The following is a 20,294-nucleotide window of genomic DNA, read 5'->3' as shown; positions in this document are numbered from 1 at the left end:
ACGGGGTTCACCTCCGCGTCATCTCCGTGCGGTCCTGCGGGCGCGTGCTCTTCACCCTTTACCCATGTGGCGCATATCACAAGACTTTTCGGCGAATGTGCTTGCGGGGTGCGGCGGCCCTCCATGGCCTACGATCGGACGGCGATGTTGAACATCCTGCGCCCCGCCGTCACCCGAGTCATGACCCCCCTGGGACGGGCCCTCGCCCGCCGCGGGATCTCGCCCGATGTGATCACCACGATCGGCACGCTCGGAGTGGTGGCCTCGGCCCTCGTCTTCTACCCGTCCGGGCATCTGTTCCTGGGATCACTCGTCATCACGTTCTTCGTGCTCGCCGACGCCCTCGACGGGGTGCTCGCCCGGATGACGGGCAAGGGGAGCAGGTGGGGCGCCTTCCTCGACTCCACACTCGACCGCCTCGGCGACGCCTCGATCTTCTCCGGGCTGATCCTCTACTTCGTCCTCGAGGACGAGCCCGAGATCGTCCTCGCGGCCGTCGCGCTCTTCTGCCTGGTCGCGGGAGCATTGGTCTCCTACGCCAAGGCCAGGGCCGAGGGGCTCGGCATGACCGCGAACGTCGGCATCGCCGAGCGGGGGGAGCGCCTGGTGGTCGTGCTCGTCGCGGCCGGCCTGTCCGGCCTCGGCGTGCCGTACATCCTGGCGGCCGGGCTCTGGCTGCTCGCCGCGGCCAGCGCCGTCACGGTGGTCCAGCGGATGGTGCACGTCTACAGACAGGCGGTGGACAGTTGAGCGAGACAGGCGGCCCGCCCGGCCCGCCCCCGCGGCCCCCGCGGCCTCCGCGGCCCGGCGGGACGCCGCTCGCCGACCGGGCGGTCGCGGCCGCGTACACCGCCGGCTGGGCGGTGGTGCGCCACGTGCCGGAGCGGGCGGCCGCCTGGTTCTTCCGGGTGCTCGCCGACCGGCTGTGGCGCAGGCGTGGCCGGTCCGTGCGCCGGCTGGAGGCCAACCTGGCCCGGGTCGTCGGCGCGGACCCCGGAGACCCCGCCGTACGGGACCTGAGCCGGGCGGGCATGCGCTCCTACTTCCGGTACTGGATGGAGTCGTTCCGCTTCACCGCCTACACCCGTGAGCGGATCCTCGAGGGCACCCGGTTCATCGGCGCCGAGGGCATCTTCGACAACCTCGCCCGGGGCAGGGGAGTGGTGATCGCGCTGCCCCACATGGGCAACTACGACCTCGGCGGGGCCTGGCTGGTGCACATGGGCCACCCCTTCACCACCGTGGCCGAGCGGCTGAAGCCGGAGTCGCTGTTCGAGCGGTTCGTGGCCTACCGCGAAAGCCTCGGCATGGAGGTGCTGCCGCTCACCGCCAAGGGCGGCGGCAGCGCCATGGCGTTCGGCACGCTCGCCAAGCGCCTGCGCGAGGGCCGCCCCGTCTGCCTGCCCGCCGAGCGCGACCTGACCGAACGCGGGATCGAGGTCGAGTTCTTCGGCGCGCGGACCCGGATGGTCGCCGGGCCCGCGCTGCTGGCCCTCCAGACCGGCGCCGCGCTGCTGCCGGCCGTGCTGTGGTTCGAGGAGGACGGCTGGGGCATCCGGATACACGAGGAGGTCCCGGTGCCGTCCGAGGGGACCCGGCAGGAGAAGGTCGCCGTCATGACCCAGGCCATGGCGGCGGTCTTCGAGAAGGGCATCGCCGAGCACCCGGAGGACTGGCACATGCTCCAGCGCGTCTGGCTCGACGACGTCGAATCACCCGCCGAGCCCCCCGCCGAGCCCCTGGCCGGACCACCCGCCGGGGCCGGGTCGTGAAAATCGGGATCGTCTGCCCGTACACCTGGGAGGTTCCCGGGGGCGTGCAGGCGCACATCAGAGATCTCGCCGAGGCGCTGATCGAGGACGGGCACGAGGTGTCCGTCATCACCCCCGCCGCCGAGGACGCCGAACTGCCGGCGTACGTGACCTCCGCCGGCCGCGCCGTGCCCGTGCCGTACAACGGCTCGGTGGCCCGCCTGGCGTTCGGCTTCCTGTCGGCGAACCGGGTGCGCAAGTGGATCAGGGAGGGCGGGTTCGACGTGCTGCACGTGCACGAGCCCGGCGTGCCGTCGCTCGGGGTGCTCGCCTGCTGGGTGGCCAAGGGGCCGATCGTGGCGACGTTCCACGCCTCCTACGAGCGCTCGCGGGCGATGTCCGTGGCCGCGCCGATGCTGCAGAGCGCGCTGGAGAAGATCACGGGCAGGATCGCGGTCTCCGACGCCGCCCGCAAGACACTGGTCGAGCACCTCGGCGGCGACGCGGTGCTGATCCCGAACGGCGTGACCGTGCGCCGGTACGCCGAGGGCGAGGCACTGCCGGGCTGGGGCCCGGACGGCAACGTGATCGGGTTCCTCGGGCGGATGGACGAGCCGCGCAAGGGCCTGCCCGTGCTGCTGGAGGCGTTCGCCGCGCTCGCCGCCGAACGGCCCGCGCTGCGGCTGCTGGTCGCCGGCCCGGGGGACCCCGGCGACGTGCTCGCTCGGGTGCCCAAGCCGTACCGGGACCGGGTCGGGCTGCTCGGCATGGTCAGCGAGGCCGACAAGGTGCGCGCCTACCACTCCGTCGACGTCTTCTGCGCGCCCAACCTCGGCGGGGAGAGCTTCGGCATCGTGCTCACCGAGGCCATGTCGGCCGGGGCGCCGATCCTCGCGAGCGACATCCCCGCCTTCCGGCGCGTGCTGGGGGAGGGGCAGGCCGGGGCGCTGTTCGCCACCGGCGACTCCGCCGCCCTGGCCCGGGAGGCGGCCCGGCTGCTGGACGACCCCGGGCGCCGGGCCAAGCTCTCCGACGAGGCCCGCCAGGCCGTGTGGAAGTACGACTGGTCGACGGTCGCGCGGGAGGTCTTGCGGGTGTACGAGACGGTCGCCCACGCGGAGGCGGGAGTCGTGGAGGACGCGCTGCCGTGACCTCGACCCTGATCATCGTGGTGGCCGTGGCCCTCGTGGCCGTCGTGCTGTTCGCCGTCTACGTCTCCTGGCGGGCCGGGCGGCTCGACCGGCTGCACATCCGCCTGGAGACCGCGCAGGCCGCCCTCGACGCCGCGCTGCTGCGCCGCGCCGCCGTCTGCCTGGAACTGGCCGGCTCGCGCATCCTCGACCCCGCCACCTCCCTGGTGCTCGCCGCCGCGGCCCACGAGGCCCGTACGGCCGGCCCGGACGAGCGCGAGCACGCCGAGAGCGACCTGTCGCGGGCCCTGCGCGTGGTCGTCGACCAGGAGCGGTTCCGCGAGAAGCTGGCGGAGCACCCCACCGGGGAGGCGCTGCTGGAGGAACTGGACACGGCGGTCGCCAAGGTCGTCTACTCGCGCCGGTTCTACAACAACGCCGCCGCGGTCACCCGTACGGCGCAACGGCGCTGGCTGGCCCGCGCGCTGCACCTCGCCGGGCACACCGACCCGCCCCGGTTCTTCGACATCGACGACGAGCCCCCGGACGCCCTGACGGCCGCGTAAGTCGCTATTTGACGGGCATTAGGGGTATTCCCGGTAAGCTCATGCCGTTTCATTGCCATGCTGGGCGACGGTCCGCGTGCCGGTCGCGTCATGCCCGGTGGCGGGGGCTCTCCACCGGGAGGAGCGGGACGGTGCGGGCAGGGATCGGCTTCACACTGGCCATGGCGGTCGTCTTCACCGGAGCCGCGTGCTCGGGTGACGACAAGCCCACCGCCCAGTCGGAGGGCGCGAGCCCGGTGGCCTCGCCGTCGCCGACCGCGCCTCCGGAACACCCCTTCACCGGGCGCCCGGTCGCCTCCCGCAGACCGGTCCTCGCCGTGAAGATCGAGAACACCCACGCGGGCAAGCCGCAGATGGGCCTGCGCAGCGCCGACGTCGTCTACGTCGAGCAGGTCGAGGGTGGGCTCACCCGGCTCATGGCGATCTTCTCCTCCAAGCTCCCCGCGCAGGTGGGGCCGGTCCGCAGCGCCCGGATCTCCGACCTGCACATCCTGCCGGTGTTCGGCAAGCCCGCCCTCGCCTACTCCGGCGTGCAGACGAAGATGATCCCCTTCGTCCAGCGGGCGTCGCTGTTCGACGTGTCCGACAGCCGCGCGCCCGGCGCGTACGTCCGCGCGCCCGGCCGGGTCGCGCCGTACAACCTGGTCGGCAGCCCCAGGAAACTGCTGGCCAAGGCGCCGGAGGCGACCAAGGCGAAGGACATCGGGTTCGTCTTCTCCGACGAGCCGCCCGCCGGGGGCACGCCGCAGAAGACGGTCAACGTGCGCTACCCCGCCGCGCGCTTCGCCTTCACCTGGTCGGAGGCCCAGAAGCGCTGGCTGGTCACGCAGGACGGCGAGAAGGACATGGCCGCCGAGGGCGGCCAGCAGGGCGCGCCCACGATCGTCGTGCAGTGGGTCAAGACCGACCGCTCGGAGTTCCACGACTTCACCGGGAGCTACACCCCGCTCGTGCACACCGTCGGCAAGGGCACCGGGGTGGTCCTGCGGGACGGTCAGGCGTACCGGGTCAAGTGGTCGCGCGCCTCGGAGAAGGAGGGCACCGTCTACACCATGGCCGACGGGAAGCCGATGCCGTTCGCCCGGGGCCAGGTCTGGGTGGTGCTCGCGTCGCGCAAGCCCGTCGCCCCGTGACCTCGCCCCGTGACCTCGCGGCCGCCGCGCCCGTGAGTTTCGACCTGACGGACAAAGAGTTTGGACCTGACGGACAAACGGCGTGATCGGTTTCGACAGGCGGGCACTGCGGGCTCGGGAGCGGCCAGCACCTACCATGGAGAGGAATCCGTAGGCCCGCCGTCGTGAGGTAGCACCGTGTCCAGCAGCGCCCCCGAAGTCAACGAGACCGCCGCCGTCGGCACCGCCCGCGTGAAGCGGGGCATGGCCGAGATGCTCAAGGGCGGGGTCATCATGGACGTCGTCACCGCCGAGCAGGCCAAGATCGCCGAGGACGCCGGCGCCGTCGCCGTCATGGCGCTGGAGCGCGTCCCCGCCGACATCCGCGCCCAGGGCGGGGTGTCCAGGATGAGCGACCCCGACATGATCGAGGGCATCATCGCCGCCGTGTCCATCCCCGTGATGGCCAAGGCCCGGATCGGCCACTTCGTCGAGGCCCAGGTGCTCCAGGCGCTGGGCGTCGACTACGTCGACGAGTCCGAGGTGCTGACCCCCGCGGACTTCGCCAACCACATCGACAAGTGGCAGTTCACCGTGCCCTTCGTGTGTGGTGCCACCAACCTGGGCGAGGCGCTGCGCCGCATCACCGAGGGCGCCGCGATGATCCGCTCCAAGGGCGAGGCCGGGACCGGCGACGTGTCCAACGCGACCACCCACATGCGTAAGATCCGGGGCGAGATCAAGCGCCTCACCTCGCTGCCCGAAGACGAGCTGTTCGTCGCGGCCAAGGAGCTGCAGGCGCCGTACGAGCTGGTGGCCGAGGTCGCGAAGACCGGCAAGCTGCCGGTGGTGCTGTTCACCGCGGGCGGCATCGCCACCCCCGCCGACGCCGCGATGATGATGCAGCTCGGCGCCGAGGGCGTGTTCGTCGGCTCGGGCATCTTCAAGTCCGGCGACCCCGCCAAGCGGGCCGCCGCCATCGTCAAGGCCACCACCTTCCACGACGACCCCGACGTGATCGCCAAGGTCTCCCGGGGCCTCGGCGAGGCGATGGTCGGCATCAACGTCGACGACATCCCGGTGCCGCACCGCCTCGCCGAGCGCGGCTGGTAGGCGCGGCCGGCAGGAACGGCCTTCCCGGAAAGGCGCAATGTTCCCAGGAAGGTAAAGAGGCTCCCGTCGGCGGCGTGTCGGCCGCGGGTGACCGGCGGTAAGGCGATTCGCTCGGTCGGGACGTCCCGGCCGAGCGTTTTGCTGTGCGGCCGTAGATCTGTGTGCCGGAGATCCGCGCGTCGGAGATCTGCATGCCGGAGATCTGCATGCCGGAGATCTGCATGCCGGAGATCCGCGCGGCGGTGTCCGGCAGCGCGCGGCAGGGCGCCCGACGTCGCCGGGCCGTCGCCCGCCACGCCGATCGGTGCCACCCCGTCGCGATCGATCGCCGGGCCGCGGGCGTCCCGACCCGCTGATCGTCCCAGGGAGCCCAGTTGCCCGGCCTCGATCGCCGCACCTTCCTCGTCACGGGCCTCGTCACGGGCCTCGTCACGGGCCTCGTCACGGGCCTCGCCGCCGCGATCCCCGCGCCCGCCTCGGCGGACCCGGCCCCGACGCCGTCGCCCTCCACGCCAGGCGCGGAGGCCGGGGCGGCCGCACGCGGCCTGTGCTCCGACCCCTTCACGCTCGGGGTGGCCTCGGGGGACCCCGACCACGCGGGTTTCGTGATCTGGACCCGCCTCGCCCCGCGGCCGCTGGCCGAGGACGGCCTCGGCGGCATGCCGCCGATCGTCGTCCCCGTGCGGTGGCAGGTCTACGACGACGAGTGCTGCCGCCGGGTCGTACGGGAGGGTGTGGCCGACGCGAGCCCCGAGTGGGGGCACAGCGTCCACGTCGAGGTGGACCACCTGCGGCCCGGCAGGGAGTACTGGTACCGCTTCCGCGCGGGGCCGTACGTCTCACCGGCCGGCCGGGCGCTGACCGCCCCGGACCCGGCGTCCTTCGGCGGCCCGCTGACGATGGCGTTCGTCTCGTGCGCCCAGTACGAGCACGGCTACTTCACCGCCTACCGCCGGCTCGCCGAGGACCACCCGGACCTGGTCCTCCACCTGGGCGACTACCAGTACGAGTACGCGAGGGACACCTACGTCGCCCCCACCGGCAATGTGCGCGACCACGAGGGCCCGGAGACGGTGACCCTGGCGGACTACCGCCGGCGGCACGCGCAGTACAAGACGGACCCCGACCTGCGCGCGGCCCACGCCGCCGCGCCGTGGCTCGTCGTCTTCGACGACCACGAGGTGGACAACAACTGGGCCGGCGAGACGCCGGCGCACCCGGAGGAGCGGCCCGCCTTCGGGCAGCGCCGGGAGGCCGCGTTCCGCGCCTACTACGAGAACATGCCGCTGCGCCGCACCTCGGTCCCGTGCGGTGCCGGAATGCGGCTCTACCGGCGGGTCGGATGGGGCAGGATGGCGACCTTCCACCTGCTCGACACCCGGCAGTACCGCGACGACCAGGCCTGCGGCGACGGGTACAAGGACTGCCCCGAGGCGGCCGACCCGGCGCGGTCGATCACCGGCGCCGAGCAGGAGGCGTGGCTGCTCGACGGCTTCCGGCGCTCGGCGGCGCGGTGGGACGTCATCGCCCAGCAGGTGTTCTTCGCCCGGCGCGACAGCGACGCCGGGCCGGGCACGCGCACCAGCCAGGACGCCTGGGACGGGTACGCCGCCTCGCGCCGGCGCATCACCCAGGGCTGGGTGGACGCCCGCGTGCGCAACCCCGTCGTGCTCACCGGCGACGTACACGCGCACTGGGCGAGCGACCTGAAGCTGGACTACGACGATCCGGCCGGGCCCACCGTCGGGTCCGAGCTCGTCACGACCTCCGTCAGCACCACCGGCGACGGGGCCGACTCCGACCCCGCCGACCATCCCTTCCTGCGGATCAACCCGCATCTGAGGTTCTACAACGACCAGCGCGGCTACGTCCTGACCCGCGTCGAGCCGGAGGCGATGACCGCCGACTTCAGGGTGGTGCCCCGGGTCAGCGTCCCCGGCGCGGAGGCCTACTCCAGGGCCACCTTCGTCGTCGAGGACCGGGTGCCCGGCGTCCAGCAGACTTATCTGCGCCCGTTCTCCCCGCCGATCGCGGCCCGTACGGCGGGCGTCACCGCCGAGGACACGATCCGGCAGGAGACTGAACGCCCCTGACCGGTGCCGGCCGTACGGCGCGGCGTTATCGTGACCCCCTATGACGACCGACGACACCGGGCGGCTCGCCGAGCACCTGTCGCGTGAGCTGCGTCACCTCGTGATGCTGCTGCGCCGTACGACGGCGGGACAGCCGGTCACCGCCCAGCAGTACTCCGTGCTCGGCTCGCTGGAGGAGGCGCCCCGCCGGATGACCGAGCTCGCCGAGGATCACGGAGTGCAGCTCCCCACCATGAGCGTGCAGGTCAACCGCTTGGAGGAGGCAGGCCTGGTGGCGCGGGGCACCGACGCCTCCGACGCCCGGGTGCGCACCGTCGAGCTCACCGACGAGGGCCGCGACCGCCTCCGTGCCGTACGGCGGGCGCGCATCGCCTATCTCTCCAGCAGGCTCGGCGCGCTGACCCCCGAGGAGCGCTCGGCCATCGAGAGCGCACTGCCCGCTCTGGCCAAGCTGGGACGGACATGACCGGGTTTTGGGCGGGGAAGGCCGTGGCCATACCCTGAACGGGTCACCACAGAAGGGGAAACCGTGACGTCCGCACCGAAGATCGGCGTGCTCGCCCTGCAGGGCGACGTGCGCGAGCACGTCCGCGCGCTGGAGGAGTCGGGGGCGGCCGCCGTCCCGGTGCGCCGCCCGGGGGAGCTCGCCGCGGTGGACGCGCTGGTCGTCCCGGGCGGCGAGTCGACCACGATGTGGAAGCTCGCCGTCACCTTCGAGATGCTCGAACCGATCCGGATGCGGATCAAGGAGGGCATGCCCGCCTACGGCTCCTGTGCCGGGATGATCATGCTGGCCGACCGGATCGAGGGCGGTGTCGAGGGCCAGGAGACCCTCGGCGGCATCGACATGGTGGTCCGCCGCAACGCCTTCGGCCGCCAGGTCGACTCCTTCGAGGCCGATCTCGACTTCGCGGGGCGCGGGGAGATCAGGGCCGTGTTCATCCGCGCGCCCTGGGTCGAGTCGGTGGGGCCGGATGTCGAGGTGCTGGGCCGGACCGAAGCGGGGAGTAGGATCGTCGCGGTCCGACAGGGACCGCTGCTCGCGACGTCCTTCCATCCGGAGTTGACCGGCGACGCGCGCGTGCACTCGTATTTTGTCGAAATGGTGAGGGAGTTCTAGGCGATGTCCGGCCACTCCAAATGGGCGACGACGAAGCACAAGAAGGCGGCGCTGGACTCCAAGCGCGGCAAGCTGTTCGCCAAGCTCATCAAGAACGTCGAGGTCGCGGCCAGGACCGGCGGACCCGATCCGGACGGCAACCCGACGCTGTACGACGCCATCACCAAGGCCAGGAAGAACTCGGTCCCGATTGACAACATCGAGCGGGCCCGCAAGCGCGGCGGCGGCCTGGAGGCCGGCGGCGCCGACTGGCAGACCATCATGTACGAGGGCTACGCCCCGGGCGGTGTCGCGGTTCTCATCGAGTGCCTCACCGACAACCGCAACCGCGCGGCGTCCGAGGTGCGTGTGGCGCTGACCCGCAACGGCGGCTCGCTCGCCGACCCCGGCTCGGTGTCGTACATGTTCAACCGCAAGGGCGTCGTGCTCGTCCCCAAGGGGTCGCTGAGCGAGGACGACGTGCTCATGGCCGTCCTCGACGCGGGCGCCGAGGAGGTCAACGACCTCGGTGACAACTTCGAGGTGGTCTGCGAGGCCTCCGACCTGATCCCCGTGCGCAAGGCGCTGCAGGACGCCGGCATCGACTACGAGTCGGCCGAGATGAGCTTCATGGCGACCCTCAACGTCCCGCTGGACGAGGACGGCGCCCGCAAGGTCTTCAAGCTCATCGACGCGCTGGAGGACAGCGACGACGTGCAGAACGTCTGGGCGAACTTCGACGTCAGCGACGACGTCTTGGAGAAGCTGGACGTCTGACCCGGCCCGTCCTATCGGAGCCGCCCGATCGGGGTCGCCTGATCGGGCCGGTGGAAAACCGCTGGCCCGGCGCACCGCGATCGGCATAGGTTGGCGCGTCGTGGAAATCCGCGATCTCACCGCCGGCGACCTCGACGCCGTGCTCGACATCCGGCGACGCGCCTTCGGCCCGCTGTCCGCCGAAGGCGCGCGGACCTGGCGCGATCTGGTCTCCCCGATGCTGCCGGAGGGGCGTTACCTGGGCGCGTTCGACGGGCCCAGGCTCGCCGGCGCGGCCAGGATCAACCCGTACGTCCAGTGGTGGCACGGCCGGCCGTTGTCGATGGGCGGCGTGGCCAGCGTAACCGTCGCACCCGAGGACCGCGGCAGGGGAGTGGCCCGCGCGCTCATGGAGGCGGCCGTCGAACGCTGCGCCGCGCTCGGCCACGTGGTGTCGGCGCTCTACCCGGCGACCACCCCGCTCTACCGGAGCGTGGGCTACGAGCACGCCGGCGGAATGACGAGGATCACGCTGCCCGCGGAGGCGTTGCGCACGCTCGGCGGCTCCGGCGGCTCCGGCGGCTCCGGCGGCTCCGGCGAGCCCGGGAGTTCTGGCGGGCCCGATGGCTCCGGCGGTCAGGGTGGTTCCGGAGGTCAGGGTGGTTCCGGAGGTCACGGTGGCGCGCCGGGGCTGCGCCGAGCGGGCCCCGGCGACGCGGCCGAACTGGTGGCCCTGATCGGCGGGCTCCACGCCGCCACCCGCGCGAGCGGCCCGCTGTCCTACGACGAGCGCACCTGGCGCCTGTGGCTCGCCGACGAGGACGACTACTGCTACCTCGCCGGCGACGGGTTCGTCGTCTACCGCTGGAACGACGGCGACATCGAGGTCGACAACCTCGTGGCGGGCTCGGAGGCGACGGCCAGGGCGCTGTGGTCGCTGGTCGGCAGCGCCTCCTCCGTCGCGAAGTCGGTGCACGCCTGCGTCGACCCGGCCGACCCCGTGCTCTGGCTGCTGCGGGAGCGGTCGGACGACGACGTCACGGTGCGCCGGTGGATGCTCCGGCTGATCGACCTGCCCGCCGCGGTCGCGGGACGCGGCTTCCCCGCCGGGGTCGCGCTGGAGACCGTCGTCGAGGTGACCGACCGGCTGCGCCCCGGCAACACGGGATCGTGGACGTTCCGCGTGGCGGGCGGCTCCGGCTCCGTGACGCCGTCGGACCCGGCGTCGCCTACGGCGCCGCGTACTGGGCCGGGTACCGGCCTGGGCACTGGTCCTGGCTCTGGGCCGCGTACTGGAGCTGGCACTGGACCTGGCATTGGGCCGGGGGAGGCGACGCGGCTGACGATCGGCGGCGCGTCCGCGCTCTTCGCCGGGGTGCCCACGGCCACGCTGCGGCGCTCGGGCAGGCTGACGGGCGGTTCCCCCGAGACCGACGACGCGCTCGACGCCGCCTTCGCCTGCGCCGCCTACATGATCGACGCGTTCTGACGCCGCGTCGCGACCCCGCACCGGTGGTGATCGCTGTAGAGTGACCGACCGAACTGATGTTCGGCGGAGAGGCGAGCCGGTGCGATTGCCCCATGTGCGGGTGATGGGGGTGGACCCGGGGCTGACGCGGTGCGGCCTCGGCGCCGTGGAGGGCAGGCCCGGCGCGCCGCTGAGCCTGGTGTCGGTCGGGGTCGTCCGGACTCCGGCCGACGACGATATCGGCGCCCGGCTGGTCGTCATCGAGGCCGAGATCGAGCGGTGGCTCGACGAGCTGAAGCCGGACGCGGTCGCCGTCGAGCGGGTGTTCGCCCAGCACAACGTGCGCACGGTCATGGGGACGGCGCAGGCGTCGGCCGTCGCGATCGTCTGCGCGGCCCGGCGCGGGCTGCCGGTGGCCCTGCACACGCCGAGCGAGGTCAAGGCCGCCATCACGGGCCACGGCAACGCCGACAAGAAGCAGGTGGGCACCATGGTCACCCGGCTGCTGCGGCTCGACGCGATGCCGAAGCCCGCGGACGCGGCCGACGCGCTCGCCCTGGCCATCTGCCACGTCTGGCGCGGCGGCGTGCAGCACCGCCTGGCCGACGCCCTGGCCCGCTCCCGCTCCGCCCCGCGACCGGCCCCCGTACGCCGGGAGGACGCGTGACCCCGTACGCCGGCCCCGAAGGCTCTGATAGGACTGGGAGGCCCGGCGCGGTCGCGGCCGGGTGGCAGGGCCGGGGAGGGAGCACGCGGTGATCGCATCCGTTGCGGGGCAGGTGACGGCGGTCGGCGCCGACAGCGCCGTGGTCGAGGTCGGCGGGGTCGGAGTGCTCGTCCACTGTGCCCCGGGGACCCTGGCCGGGCTCCGCGCCGGCGAGCCCGCCCGGCTGTCCACCTCGCTCGTGGTGCGCGAGGACTCGCTGACGCTGTACGGTTTCGCCTCCGACGACGAGCGCGCCGTCTTCGAACTGCTGCAGACGGCCAGCGGGGTCGGGCCGCGCCTCGCCCTCGCCATGCTCGCCGTGCACGCGCCCAACGCGCTGCGGATGGCGGTGGCGAGCGCCGACCTCAAGGCCCTGACGATGGTGCCCGGCATCGGGCAGAAAGGCGCGCAGCGCATCGTGCTGGAGCTGAAGGACAGGCTCGGCGCGCCCGCGCAGGTCGTCGGCGCGGCACTGAACGGCGGCGCCCGCCCCCCGTGGCGCGACCAGGTGCATTCCGGCCTGGTCGGGCTCGGCTACTCGGCCAGGGACGCCGACGAGGCGGTCGCGGCGGTGGCCCCGGAGGCCGACGCGGAGGTCGCGGCCGGTCGCGCCCCCCAGGTGGCCGCGTTGCTGAAGTCGGCCCTGCGCGCCCTGAGCGTCCGGTGAACATCAGTCCGATGAGCGCCGGTTCGATGAAAGATTCACCGGGAGGCGGATGGTTCCCGGCAGGCCGAGCGGATGGTGCCGAGTGAGTGTGGAGCGGGATCTCGTGTCGCCCGAGCCCGAGCCCGACGGCGACGAGCGGGCGATCGAGGCCGCGCTGCGTCCGAGACGGCTCGACGAGTTCATCGGGCAGGGCCGCGTGCGCGAGCAGCTCTCGCTGGTCCTGGAGAGCGCGCTGCGCCGCAACCGGCCGCCCGACCACGTCCTGATGAGCGGCGGCCCCGGCCTGGGCAAGACCACGCTCGCCATGATCATCGCGGCGGAGCTGGGCGCGCCGCTGCGGATCACCTCCGGTCCCGCGCTGGAGCGCGCGGGCGACCTCGCCGCGATCCTGTCCACGCTGACGGAGGGCGAGGTCCTGTTCATCGACGAGATCCACCGGATGGCCCGGCCCGCCGAGGAGATGCTCTACCTCGCGATGGAGGACTTCCGGGTCGACATCGTCGTGGGCAAGGGCCCCGGAGCCACCTCGATCCCCCTCGACATCGCCCCGTTCACGCTGGTCGGGGCCACCACCCGGGCGGGCCTGCTGCCCGCGCCGCTGCGCGACAGGTTCGGCTTCACCGCCCACATGGACTTCTACGAGGTGGCGGAGCTGGAGCTGGTGCTGCGGCGCTCGGCCCGCCTGCTGTCGGTGGAGCTGCCGGACGACAGCGCCCTGGAGATCGCCCGCCGCTCGCGCGGCACGCCCCGGATCGCCAACCGCCTGCTCAGGCGGGTGCGCGACTTCGCCGAGGTCCGCGCGGAGGGCGTGGTCACCAGGGAGATCGCGGCGGCGGCGCTCAACCTGTACGAGGTGGACGCGGAGGGCCTCGACCGGCTCGACCGGGCGGTGCTCGACGCGCTGCTGCGCAAGTTCGGCGGCGGGCCGGTGGGCCTGTCGACGCTCGCGGTGGCGGTGGGGGAGGAGCCGGAGACCGTCGAGGTCGTGGCCGAGCCCTTCCTGGTGCGGCAGGGCCTGCTGGCCCGCACGCCACGCGGCCGGGTCGCCACCGCCTCCGCCTGGGCGCACCTCGGCCTGACTCCGCCTCCTGACAGCTTCGGATCGCCCGTCGCCCCCATGCTCTTCGAGGGCTGACCGCGCTTCTGGAGAGCGCCCCTCCGGGCGCTCTCCAGAAGCGGAAACCGGGGCAAAGAGGTAACAGACCGATTGCGAAGCCCATGAAACGGGAACTTTCCTGCTCGCCGAGCCGTGGGTTCGTTGCCGGGCTTCGGCGGGCTCGCATACACTGCGTGGCTTGACTGGCCGCTCACGCCGGCGCGAGCAGCGTCGCGGTGGCCCGCGTGTCGCAGCGCACCAGACCTCCGGCGTCAGGCCGGTTCATCACGTTACGGAAGGGTGGCCCCCGTGGGTAACAACCCGCTTGGGACGTTCCTGCCACTGATCTTGCTGGTAGTGGTTTTCTACTTCCTAATGATCCGCCCGCAGCGCAGGCGGCAGCAGGAGCAGATCCAGATGCAGAACTCCCTCACCCCGGGCGTCCGGGTCATGACCACGACAGGCCTGTTCGCGACGGTCGTCGCCCTGGAGGACGACGACGTCGTGCTGGAGCTCGCGCCCGGCGTCGAGACCCGCTGGACCAAGGGGGCGATCAGCCGCGTGCTCACTCCCGTGGACGACGTGACCGGCGTGGAGACCGAGGAGCCCGTGACCGGCGGTCCCGACACGGGGAACGGCGACGATACGAGCACCAAGCAGTCCTGAGTAGGCTGATCGCAACCTTTCGACGAAAGAACTGACCTCCAGTGGCCCCACCGACCAGTAGCCAGAGCAAGCCGGGACGCACACTCCTGCTGCTCCTCGTGCTCATCATTGTCATGGGCGCGACGGTCGCCCTTCAGAAGGCGTTCGTCCCCAAGTTCGGCCTCGACCTCGCGGGCGGCACCACGGTGACCCTCTCGCCTGTGTTGGCGAACGGGAAGACTCCCTCGCAGGAGAGCCTCGACCGCGCCGTGACGATCATCCGGCAGCGCGTCAACGGCACCGGCATCTCCGACGCCCAGGTCGCGAAGTCGAACGACAACATCGTGATCCAGATCCCGGGAGCGGGCCGGGACGAGGCGCTCAAGCTGGTGTCCACCACGGCCGAACTGCGCATGCGGCAGGTGCTCGCGGTGGCCGCGGCCAAGGCGCCGCCGGTCCAGCCGTCCACCGCCGCGCCGACTCCGAGCGGCTCGGCCGCGGCCTCCCCGGCGGCCTCCCCAGGCGTGGCCTCGACGGCCAAGGCCAGCGCGGCCCCGAGCGGGAACGCCACACCGGCCGGCCGGGCGCTGTCGAAGGCGCTGACCGCGCCGACGCCGGAGCCGAGCGAGACCAAGAGGGCCAGGACTTCCGGCGGCCGTGCCGCGAAGGCCTCTCCCTCGGCCTCGGCCTCCGCCTCCGCCGCGCCGTCGTCGAGCGCCGCGCCCGAGGACGCGGGCGACCCGCTGGCGGGCCAGGACACGAGCGGCATCGACCAGGCGCTGCTCACCGACTTCCGCACGATCGACTGCAGCGCGAAGAACCGCGGCCAGGGCGCCCTCGACGACCCGAACAAGCAGATCGTCGCCTGCAGCGACGACGGCTCGGCCCGCTACATCCTGGACAAGGCCGCCGTACAGGGCACCGAGATCAGCGGCGCCCAGGCGGGCACCGACCCCACCACCGGTGAGTGGATCGTCCAGGTGAACTTCAAGTCGAAGGGCGCCACGCAGTTCGCCGACATCACCCGGCGCATCACCAGCCTGCCGGCCCCGCGCAACCAGCTCGCCAACGTGCTGGACGGCGTCGTCATCGTCGCTCCGACGATCGAGGAGGCCATCCCCGGCGGCAGCGCCCGGATCTCCGGCAGCTTCACCCAGGTGACCGCCACCGACCTGGCCGACCAGCTCAAGTACGGCGCGCTGCCGCTGAAGTTCAAGCAGAGCTCGGTCGTGTCGGTCTCCTCGACTCTCGGCCAGGACCAGCTGCGCGGCGGCCTCATCTCCGGCGCCATCGGCCTGATCATCGTCATGCTCTACCTGCTGCTCTACTACCGCGGCCTCGGGGTCATCGGCATGGCCAGCCTGTGCGTGGCGGCGATCGTCACGTTCCTGACCGTCGACGTCCTGAGCCACAACGCGGGCTTCCGGCTCTCGCTGCCGCACATCATCGGCCTGGTGGTCTCCATCGGCATCACGGCCGACTCGTTCATCGTCTACTTCGAGCGGATCCGCGACGAGATCAAGGAAGGCCGCCGTACGCTGCGCTCGGCGGTGGAGGTCGCCTGGCGGCGCGCCCGGCGCACCATCCTGGTGGCCGACGCCGTCATGTTCATCGCCGCGGTGGTGCTCTACTTCCTCGCGGTCGGCGACGTGGCCGGCTTCGCGTTCGCGATGGGCCTGACGACGCTCATGGACGTCGTCGTCGTGTTCCTCTTCACCAAGCCACTGATGTCCCTCGTGGCGCGGATGCGGTTCTTCGCCAAGGGCCACAAGCTGTCCGGACTCGACGCGGAGCGCATGGGCCGCACCGGCCGCGCCGAGCAGACTCTGCAGGAGGCGTGATGCCCGGAGTGATCAGCCGCCTCTACCGCGGCGACATCGACATCGACTTCGTCGGCAAGCGCAGGACCTGGTACGGTCTGTCCGCGTTCCTGATGACCGTCTCCATCCTGGGCCTGTTGCTGCACGGGCTGAACCTGGGCGTGGAGTTCCGCGGTGGCTCGGTCTTCGACTTCGCCCGCACGCCCGGCTCCAGCATCGAGCAGGTCCGGCAAACCGTCGCGGAGGCCGGGCACAACCAGGTCATCGTCCAGCAGGCCGGCCCGAACTGGCGGGTCACCACCGAGAGCCTCAAGGCCGAGGAGGTGACCAAGATCCAGCAGGCGGTCGCCCAGAAGTACGGCGTCCCGGAGAGCCAGGTCAGCTCGCAGGTCATCGGCGCGACCTGGGGCGGCGAGGTCTCCCAGAAGGCCTGGATCGGCCTCGCGGTCTTCATGATCGCGATCATGCTGTACCTGTCCGTGGCGTTCGAATGGCGGATGGCCCTCGCGGCGGTCGTCGCCCTCGTGCACGACCTCGTCATCACGGCGGGCGTCTACGCCTGGTCGGACTTCGAGGTCACCCCGGCGACCATGCTCGGCTTCCTCACCATCCTCGGTTACTCGCTGTACGACGCGGTCGTCGTCTTCGACATGATCAAGGAGGTGACCGGCAAGCTCGGCACGGGCGCGAAGATGACCTACACGCAGGCCGCCAACAACGCGCTCAGCCACACGCTGATCCGGTCGCTGAACACCTCGCTGGTGGCGATCCTGCCGGTGGCGGCGATCCTGTTCATCGGCACCACGCTGCTCGGCGCGGGCACGCTGAAGGACCTGTCGCTGGCCCTGTTCGTCGGCATGGTCGTCGGCACCTACTCGTCCCTGTGCGTGGCGACGCCGATCCTGGTCACGCTCAAGGAGCGGGAGCCCAAGTGGCAGGCGCTCGCCAAGCGGGTGCACGCCAAGGAGGTCTCCACCGCCAAGGCCGCCCGTACGGTCAAGGAGCCGGTCTCGGCGGGCTCGCAGGGCACGACCCCGGCCGACGACAAGCGCAAGAAGCGCTGAGCGCTCGCCGGACGCACACCCCGGAGGCGCCCCCGGAACCCGCACGGGTTCCGGGGGCGCCTTCACGTACGCCTCCGCCCGGGCGGATCCCGGTGGTCGCGGCACTAGGGTGAACGTCGTGACTGACTGGACGGCACTCATCAGGGATGTCCCCGACTACCCCAAGCCGGGCATCCTCTTCAAGGACATCACCCCGCTGCTGGCGGACCACGCGGCCTTCACGCAGGTCGTGGACGAACTCGGCGACGGCCTGGCGTTCGACAAGGTGGCCGGCATCGAGGCCCGCGGGTTCATCCTCGCCGCCCCGGTGGCCTACCGCAGCGGCGCGGGATTCGTCCCAGTGCGCAAAGAGGGCAAACTGCCCTCGGAGACGTACGAGGCGTCCTATGATCTGGAGTACGGCTCCGCGACGATCGAGGTCCACGCCGACGCCTTCGAGCCCGGCGACCGTGTGCTGATCGTGGATGACGTCCTCGCCACGGGCGGCACCGCCCGGGCCGCCGTGGAGCTGGTCAGGCGGACCGGCGCGCAGGTGGTGGCGGTCTCCTTCCTGATGGAGCTGTCCTTCCTCTCCGGCCGCGACCGGCTGCCCGGGCTGGAGGTGCGCACCCTGCTCACCGTCTGAGCGAACCGGACCGAGCGGGCCGGACCGAGCGGGCCGGACAGGGTGAACCGGACTGAAGACACCAGATCGGGCGAACCGGGGCACGCGGCCGAGAGCGCTGTGGCAGCACGGATACACTGTGGAATCTGGACTCGACGTGAGGAGTCTGTGTGCCCCGTGATGTGGTCGTGCCCGACGACGCGCGGGTCGATCGCGGTGAGACACCCCGCGACGTCCCCGAGCCCGTCACCGACGTGCCCCCCGAGGAGGCGCGCGACCCCGCTGCGGGCCCTGAGGACAAGCCGGCGTCGCCGGCCACGCGACGTAGGCTCGCCCGTTTCGGGGGGCAGTGGGGTGCTATGAATCCGGTGTTGGAACCGCTCTTCAAGACGGTCCGTGCCACCCATCCCAAGGCCGACCTACGGCTGATCGAGCGCTCGTACGACGTCGCCGCCTATCACCACCGCGACCAGAAGCGGAAGAGCGGCGATCCGTACATCACGCACCCGCTCGCGGTGGCGACGATCCTCGCGGAGCTGGGCACCGACGACGAGACGCTCTGCGCGGCCCTGCTGCACGACACCGTCGAGGACACCGCCTACAGCCTCGACGAGTTACGGGCCGACTTCGGCGACAACATCGCGCTGCTCGTCGACGGGGTGACCAAGCTCGACAAGGTGAAGTTCGGCGACGCGGCGCAGGCCGAGACGGTGCGCAAGATGGTCGTCGCGATGTCGCGCGACATCCGGGTGCTGGTGATCAAGCTCGCCGACCGGCTGCACAACATGCGGACCATGCGCTACATGCCCGAGCACAAGCGCCAGCAGAAGTCGCGCGAGACGCTGGAGATCTTCGCGCCGCTGGCGCACCGGCTCGGCATGAACACCATCAAGTGGGAGCTGGAGGACCTCGCGTTCGCCATGCTCTACCCCAAGCGGTACGACGAGATCGCCCGCATGGTGTCGGAGCGGGCGCCGCGCCGCGACCTGTACCTGCACGAGGTGATCGAGAAGGTCTCCGCCGACCTGCGCGAGGCGAAGATCAAGGCGACCGTCCGGGGGCGGCCCAAGCACTACTACTCGATCTACCAGAAGATGATCGCCAAGGCCGTGGCCTTCGACGACATCTACGACCTCGTGGGCATCCGCGTGCTGGTCGACACGGTCCGCGACTGCTACGCCGCGCTCGGAACGATCCACGCCCAGTGGAAGCCGGTGCCGGGGCGGTTCAAGGACTACATCGCCATGCCCAAGTTCAACATGTACCAGTCGCTGCACACGACGGTCATGGGACCCGACGGCAAGGCCATCGAGCTGCAGATCCGCACGCGGGCGATGCACAACCGCGCCGAGTACGGCGTGGCGGCGCACTGGAAGTACAAGGAGGAGATGATCGGGGCGGGCCCCGGGAAGGTCAAGCAGGTCGGCGACATGGCCTGGCTTCGCCAGCTCCTCGACTGGCAGAAGGAGACCTCCGACCCCGGCGAGTTCCTGGAGTCGCTGCGCTTCGACCTGTCTGTCTCGGAGGTCTTCGTCTTCACCCCGCGCGGCCAGGTGATCGCCCTGCCCGAGGGCGCCACCCCGGTCGACTTCGCGTACGCGGTGCACACGGAGGTCGGCCACCGGTGCATCGGCGCGCGGGTGAACGGCCGGCTGGTCCCGCTGGAGTCCCGTCTCGGCAACGGAGACACCGTCGAGATCTTCACCTCGAAGTCGCCGGACGCGGGCCCGTCGCGAGACTGGCTCAAGTTCGTCAAGAGCGGCCGGGCCCGCAACAAGATCCGCCAGTGGTTCACCAAGGAGCGCCGCGAGACCGCCATCGAGGCGGGCAAGGAGGCGATCGGGCGGGCCATGCGCAAGCAGGGCCTGCCGCTGCAGCGGCTGATGTCGGGCGAGGCGCTGCTGGCGCTCGCCCGCGACCTGCGCTACGCCGACGTGTCGGCCCTGTACGCCGCGGTGGGCGAGGGGCACGTCGCCGCCCAGTCGGTCGTGGACAAGCTCGTGCAGGCCCTGGGCGGCGTCGAGGGGGCCGAGGAGGACATCGCCGAGGCGCAGGTCCCGACGCGGCTCAGGGGCAGGCCTAGGGCCAATTCGAACGCCGGAGTGATGGCGGCGGGCGACCCCGACGTGTGGGTGCGCCTGTCCCGCTGCTGCACCCCGGTGCCGGGGGACGACATCGTCGGGTTCGTCACCCGCGGCCACGGCGTGTCGGTGCACCGGGCGAACTGCCCGAACGTCGAGCAGCTCAGCACCGTCCCCGACCGGCTGGTGGAGGTCGCCTGGTCGCCCGGAGACGACTCGGTCTTCCTCGTCGCGATCCAGGTGGAGGCGCTCGACCGGCCCCGCCTGCTGTCGGACGTCACGCGGACCCTGTCGGACCAGCACGTGAACATCCTGTCCGCCTCGGTCGCGACCAGCAGGGACCGGGTCGCCGTCAGCAAGTTCACCTTCGAGATGGGCGACCCCAAGCACCTGGGGCACGTGCTCAAGGCGGTGCGGGGCATCGCCGGCGTCTACGACGTCTACCGCGTGACCAACTGACGACCGCCGCCGTCCCCGGCGGGCCGTGCGGCCGCGCCGGGGAGGAGAGCGCCGGTGAGGGCGG

At 71.8% G+C, this 20,294-nt stretch carries 19 protein-coding genes; all 19 read left to right on the top strand.

Annotation, left to right across the window (positions count from 1 at the left end):
• The first annotated feature begins 144 nt into the window (after nucleotides 1-144).
• The 19 genes from pgsA to OG344_RS28785 all read left to right on the top strand — a co-directional run bounded on the left by pgsA (nucleotide 145) and on the right by OG344_RS28785 (nucleotide 20,230).
• Nucleotides 145-750, top strand: coding sequence for a phosphatidylinositol phosphate synthase (gene pgsA, locus OG344_RS28875; RefSeq protein ID WP_405085777.1), 606 nt, complete (start codon nucleotides 145-147; stop codon nucleotides 748-750).
• A complete protein-coding gene (locus tag OG344_RS28870; RefSeq protein ID WP_405085776.1) occupies nucleotides 747-1,772 on the top strand; it encodes a phosphatidylinositol mannoside acyltransferase in 1,026 nt (341 codons plus the stop codon). Before pgsA ends, OG344_RS28870 begins: the two co-directional genes overlap by 4 nt.
• The gene (locus OG344_RS28865; RefSeq protein ID WP_405085775.1) at nucleotides 1,769-2,902 is read left to right on the top strand and encodes a glycosyltransferase family 4 protein; all 1,134 of its coding nucleotides are present in this window, start codon (nucleotides 1,769-1,771) and stop codon (nucleotides 2,900-2,902) included. The genes OG344_RS28870 and OG344_RS28865 overlap by 4 nt, the downstream gene beginning before the upstream one ends.
• Nucleotides 2,899-3,447: a hypothetical protein gene (locus tag OG344_RS28860; protein ID WP_405085774.1), complete on the top strand. Its 549-nt coding sequence runs from the start codon at nucleotides 2,899-2,901 to the stop codon at nucleotides 3,445-3,447. Before OG344_RS28865 ends, OG344_RS28860 begins: the two co-directional genes overlap by 4 nt.
• Nucleotides 3,448-3,578: 131 nt before the next feature.
• Nucleotides 3,579-4,580: a DUF3048 domain-containing protein gene (locus OG344_RS28855; protein ID WP_405085773.1), complete on the top strand. Its 1,002-nt coding sequence runs from the start codon at nucleotides 3,579-3,581 to the stop codon at nucleotides 4,578-4,580.
• A 177-nt stretch (nucleotides 4,581-4,757) separates the two neighbouring features.
• Complete coding sequence (pdxS, locus tag OG344_RS28850; RefSeq protein ID WP_405085772.1) at nucleotides 4,758-5,672, top strand: pyridoxal 5'-phosphate synthase lyase subunit PdxS; 915 nt, start codon at nucleotides 4,758-4,760, stop codon at nucleotides 5,670-5,672.
• Between the two features lie 374 nt (nucleotides 5,673-6,046).
• Complete coding sequence (locus tag OG344_RS28845; RefSeq protein WP_405085771.1) at nucleotides 6,047-7,765, top strand: alkaline phosphatase D family protein; 1,719 nt, start codon at nucleotides 6,047-6,049, stop codon at nucleotides 7,763-7,765.
• A 40-nt stretch (nucleotides 7,766-7,805) separates the two neighbouring features.
• Entirely contained in the window at nucleotides 7,806-8,231 is a 426-nt protein-coding gene (locus tag OG344_RS28840; RefSeq protein WP_405085770.1) for a MarR family winged helix-turn-helix transcriptional regulator, read from the top strand.
• A gap of 63 nt (nucleotides 8,232-8,294) precedes the next feature.
• A complete protein-coding gene (gene pdxT / locus OG344_RS28835; RefSeq protein ID WP_405085769.1) occupies nucleotides 8,295-8,885 on the top strand; it encodes a pyridoxal 5'-phosphate synthase glutaminase subunit PdxT in 591 nt (196 codons plus the stop codon).
• A gap of 3 nt (nucleotides 8,886-8,888) precedes the next feature.
• The gene (locus OG344_RS28830; protein ID WP_405085768.1) at nucleotides 8,889-9,641 is read left to right on the top strand and encodes a YebC/PmpR family DNA-binding transcriptional regulator; all 753 of its coding nucleotides are present in this window, start codon (nucleotides 8,889-8,891) and stop codon (nucleotides 9,639-9,641) included.
• Nucleotides 9,642-9,741: 100 nt separating this feature from the next.
• A complete protein-coding gene (gene eis, locus OG344_RS28825; protein WP_405085767.1) occupies nucleotides 9,742-11,109 on the top strand; it encodes an enhanced intracellular survival protein Eis in 1,368 nt (455 codons plus the stop codon).
• A gap of 94 nt (nucleotides 11,110-11,203) precedes the next feature.
• Entirely contained in the window at nucleotides 11,204-11,755 is a 552-nt protein-coding gene (gene ruvC / locus OG344_RS28820) for a crossover junction endodeoxyribonuclease RuvC (RefSeq protein WP_327049402.1), read from the top strand.
• An 88-nt stretch (nucleotides 11,756-11,843) separates the two neighbouring features.
• A complete protein-coding gene (gene ruvA / locus OG344_RS28815; protein WP_405085766.1) occupies nucleotides 11,844-12,461 on the top strand; it encodes a Holliday junction branch migration protein RuvA in 618 nt (205 codons plus the stop codon).
• A gap of 49 nt (nucleotides 12,462-12,510) precedes the next feature.
• Nucleotides 12,511-13,596, top strand: coding sequence for a Holliday junction branch migration DNA helicase RuvB (ruvB, locus tag OG344_RS28810; protein WP_405085765.1), 1,086 nt, complete (start codon nucleotides 12,511-12,513; stop codon nucleotides 13,594-13,596).
• A 336-nt stretch (nucleotides 13,597-13,932) separates the two neighbouring features.
• Nucleotides 13,933-14,223, top strand: coding sequence for a preprotein translocase subunit YajC (gene yajC, locus OG344_RS28805; protein ID WP_405085764.1), 291 nt, complete (start codon nucleotides 13,933-13,935; stop codon nucleotides 14,221-14,223).
• Nucleotides 14,224-14,321: 98 nt separating this feature from the next.
• Entirely contained in the window at nucleotides 14,322-16,043 is a 1,722-nt protein-coding gene (gene secD / locus OG344_RS28800) for a protein translocase subunit SecD (RefSeq protein ID WP_405085763.1), read from the top strand.
• The gene (gene secF, locus OG344_RS28795) at nucleotides 16,043-17,086 is read left to right on the top strand and encodes a protein translocase subunit SecF (RefSeq protein ID WP_405085762.1); all 1,044 of its coding nucleotides are present in this window, start codon (nucleotides 16,043-16,045) and stop codon (nucleotides 17,084-17,086) included. The genes secD and secF overlap by 1 nt, the downstream gene beginning before the upstream one ends.
• A 118-nt stretch (nucleotides 17,087-17,204) precedes the next feature.
• Nucleotides 17,205-17,711 carry an adenine phosphoribosyltransferase gene (locus OG344_RS28790; RefSeq protein WP_327046372.1) on the top strand — a complete coding sequence of 169 codons (507 nt, stop codon included), beginning with the start codon at nucleotides 17,205-17,207 and terminating at the stop codon, nucleotides 17,709-17,711.
• Between the two features lie 338 nt (nucleotides 17,712-18,049).
• Nucleotides 18,050-20,230 carry a RelA/SpoT family protein gene (locus OG344_RS28785; protein WP_405089191.1) on the top strand — a complete coding sequence of 727 codons (2,181 nt, stop codon included), beginning with the start codon at nucleotides 18,050-18,052 and terminating at the stop codon, nucleotides 20,228-20,230.
• Nucleotides 20,231-20,294 lie beyond the last annotated feature (64 nt).

The organism is Microbispora sp. NBC_01389, assembly GCF_045040095.1.
GTDB lineage: Bacteria > Actinomycetota > Actinomycetes > Streptosporangiales > Streptosporangiaceae > Microbispora.
Note: the sequence above shows the minus strand (reverse complement) of the source record. Positions and strands in the feature narration are given on the sequence as shown.

Bases quoted from the DNA above. Each gene is read 5' to 3' on its own strand.
- pgsA (WP_405085777.1), top strand. From the start codon at position 145: ATGTTGAACATCCTGCGCCCCGCCGTCACCCGAGTCATGACCCCCCTG.
- OG344_RS28840 (WP_405085770.1), top strand. From the start codon at position 7,806: ATGACGACCGACGACACCGGGCGGCTCGCCGAGCACCTGTCGCGTGAG.
- OG344_RS28830 (WP_405085768.1), top strand. From the start codon at position 8,889: ATGTCCGGCCACTCCAAATGGGCGACGACGAAGCACAAGAAGGCGGCG.
- ruvB (WP_405085765.1), top strand. From the start codon at position 12,511: ATGGTTCCCGGCAGGCCGAGCGGATGGTGCCGAGTGAGTGTGGAGCGG.
- yajC (WP_405085764.1), top strand. From the start codon at position 13,933: ATGATCCGCCCGCAGCGCAGGCGGCAGCAGGAGCAGATCCAGATGCAG.
- secF (WP_405085762.1), top strand. From the start codon at position 16,043: ATGCCCGGAGTGATCAGCCGCCTCTACCGCGGCGACATCGACATCGAC.
- OG344_RS28785 (WP_405089191.1), top strand. From the start codon at position 18,050: ATGAATCCGGTGTTGGAACCGCTCTTCAAGACGGTCCGTGCCACCCAT.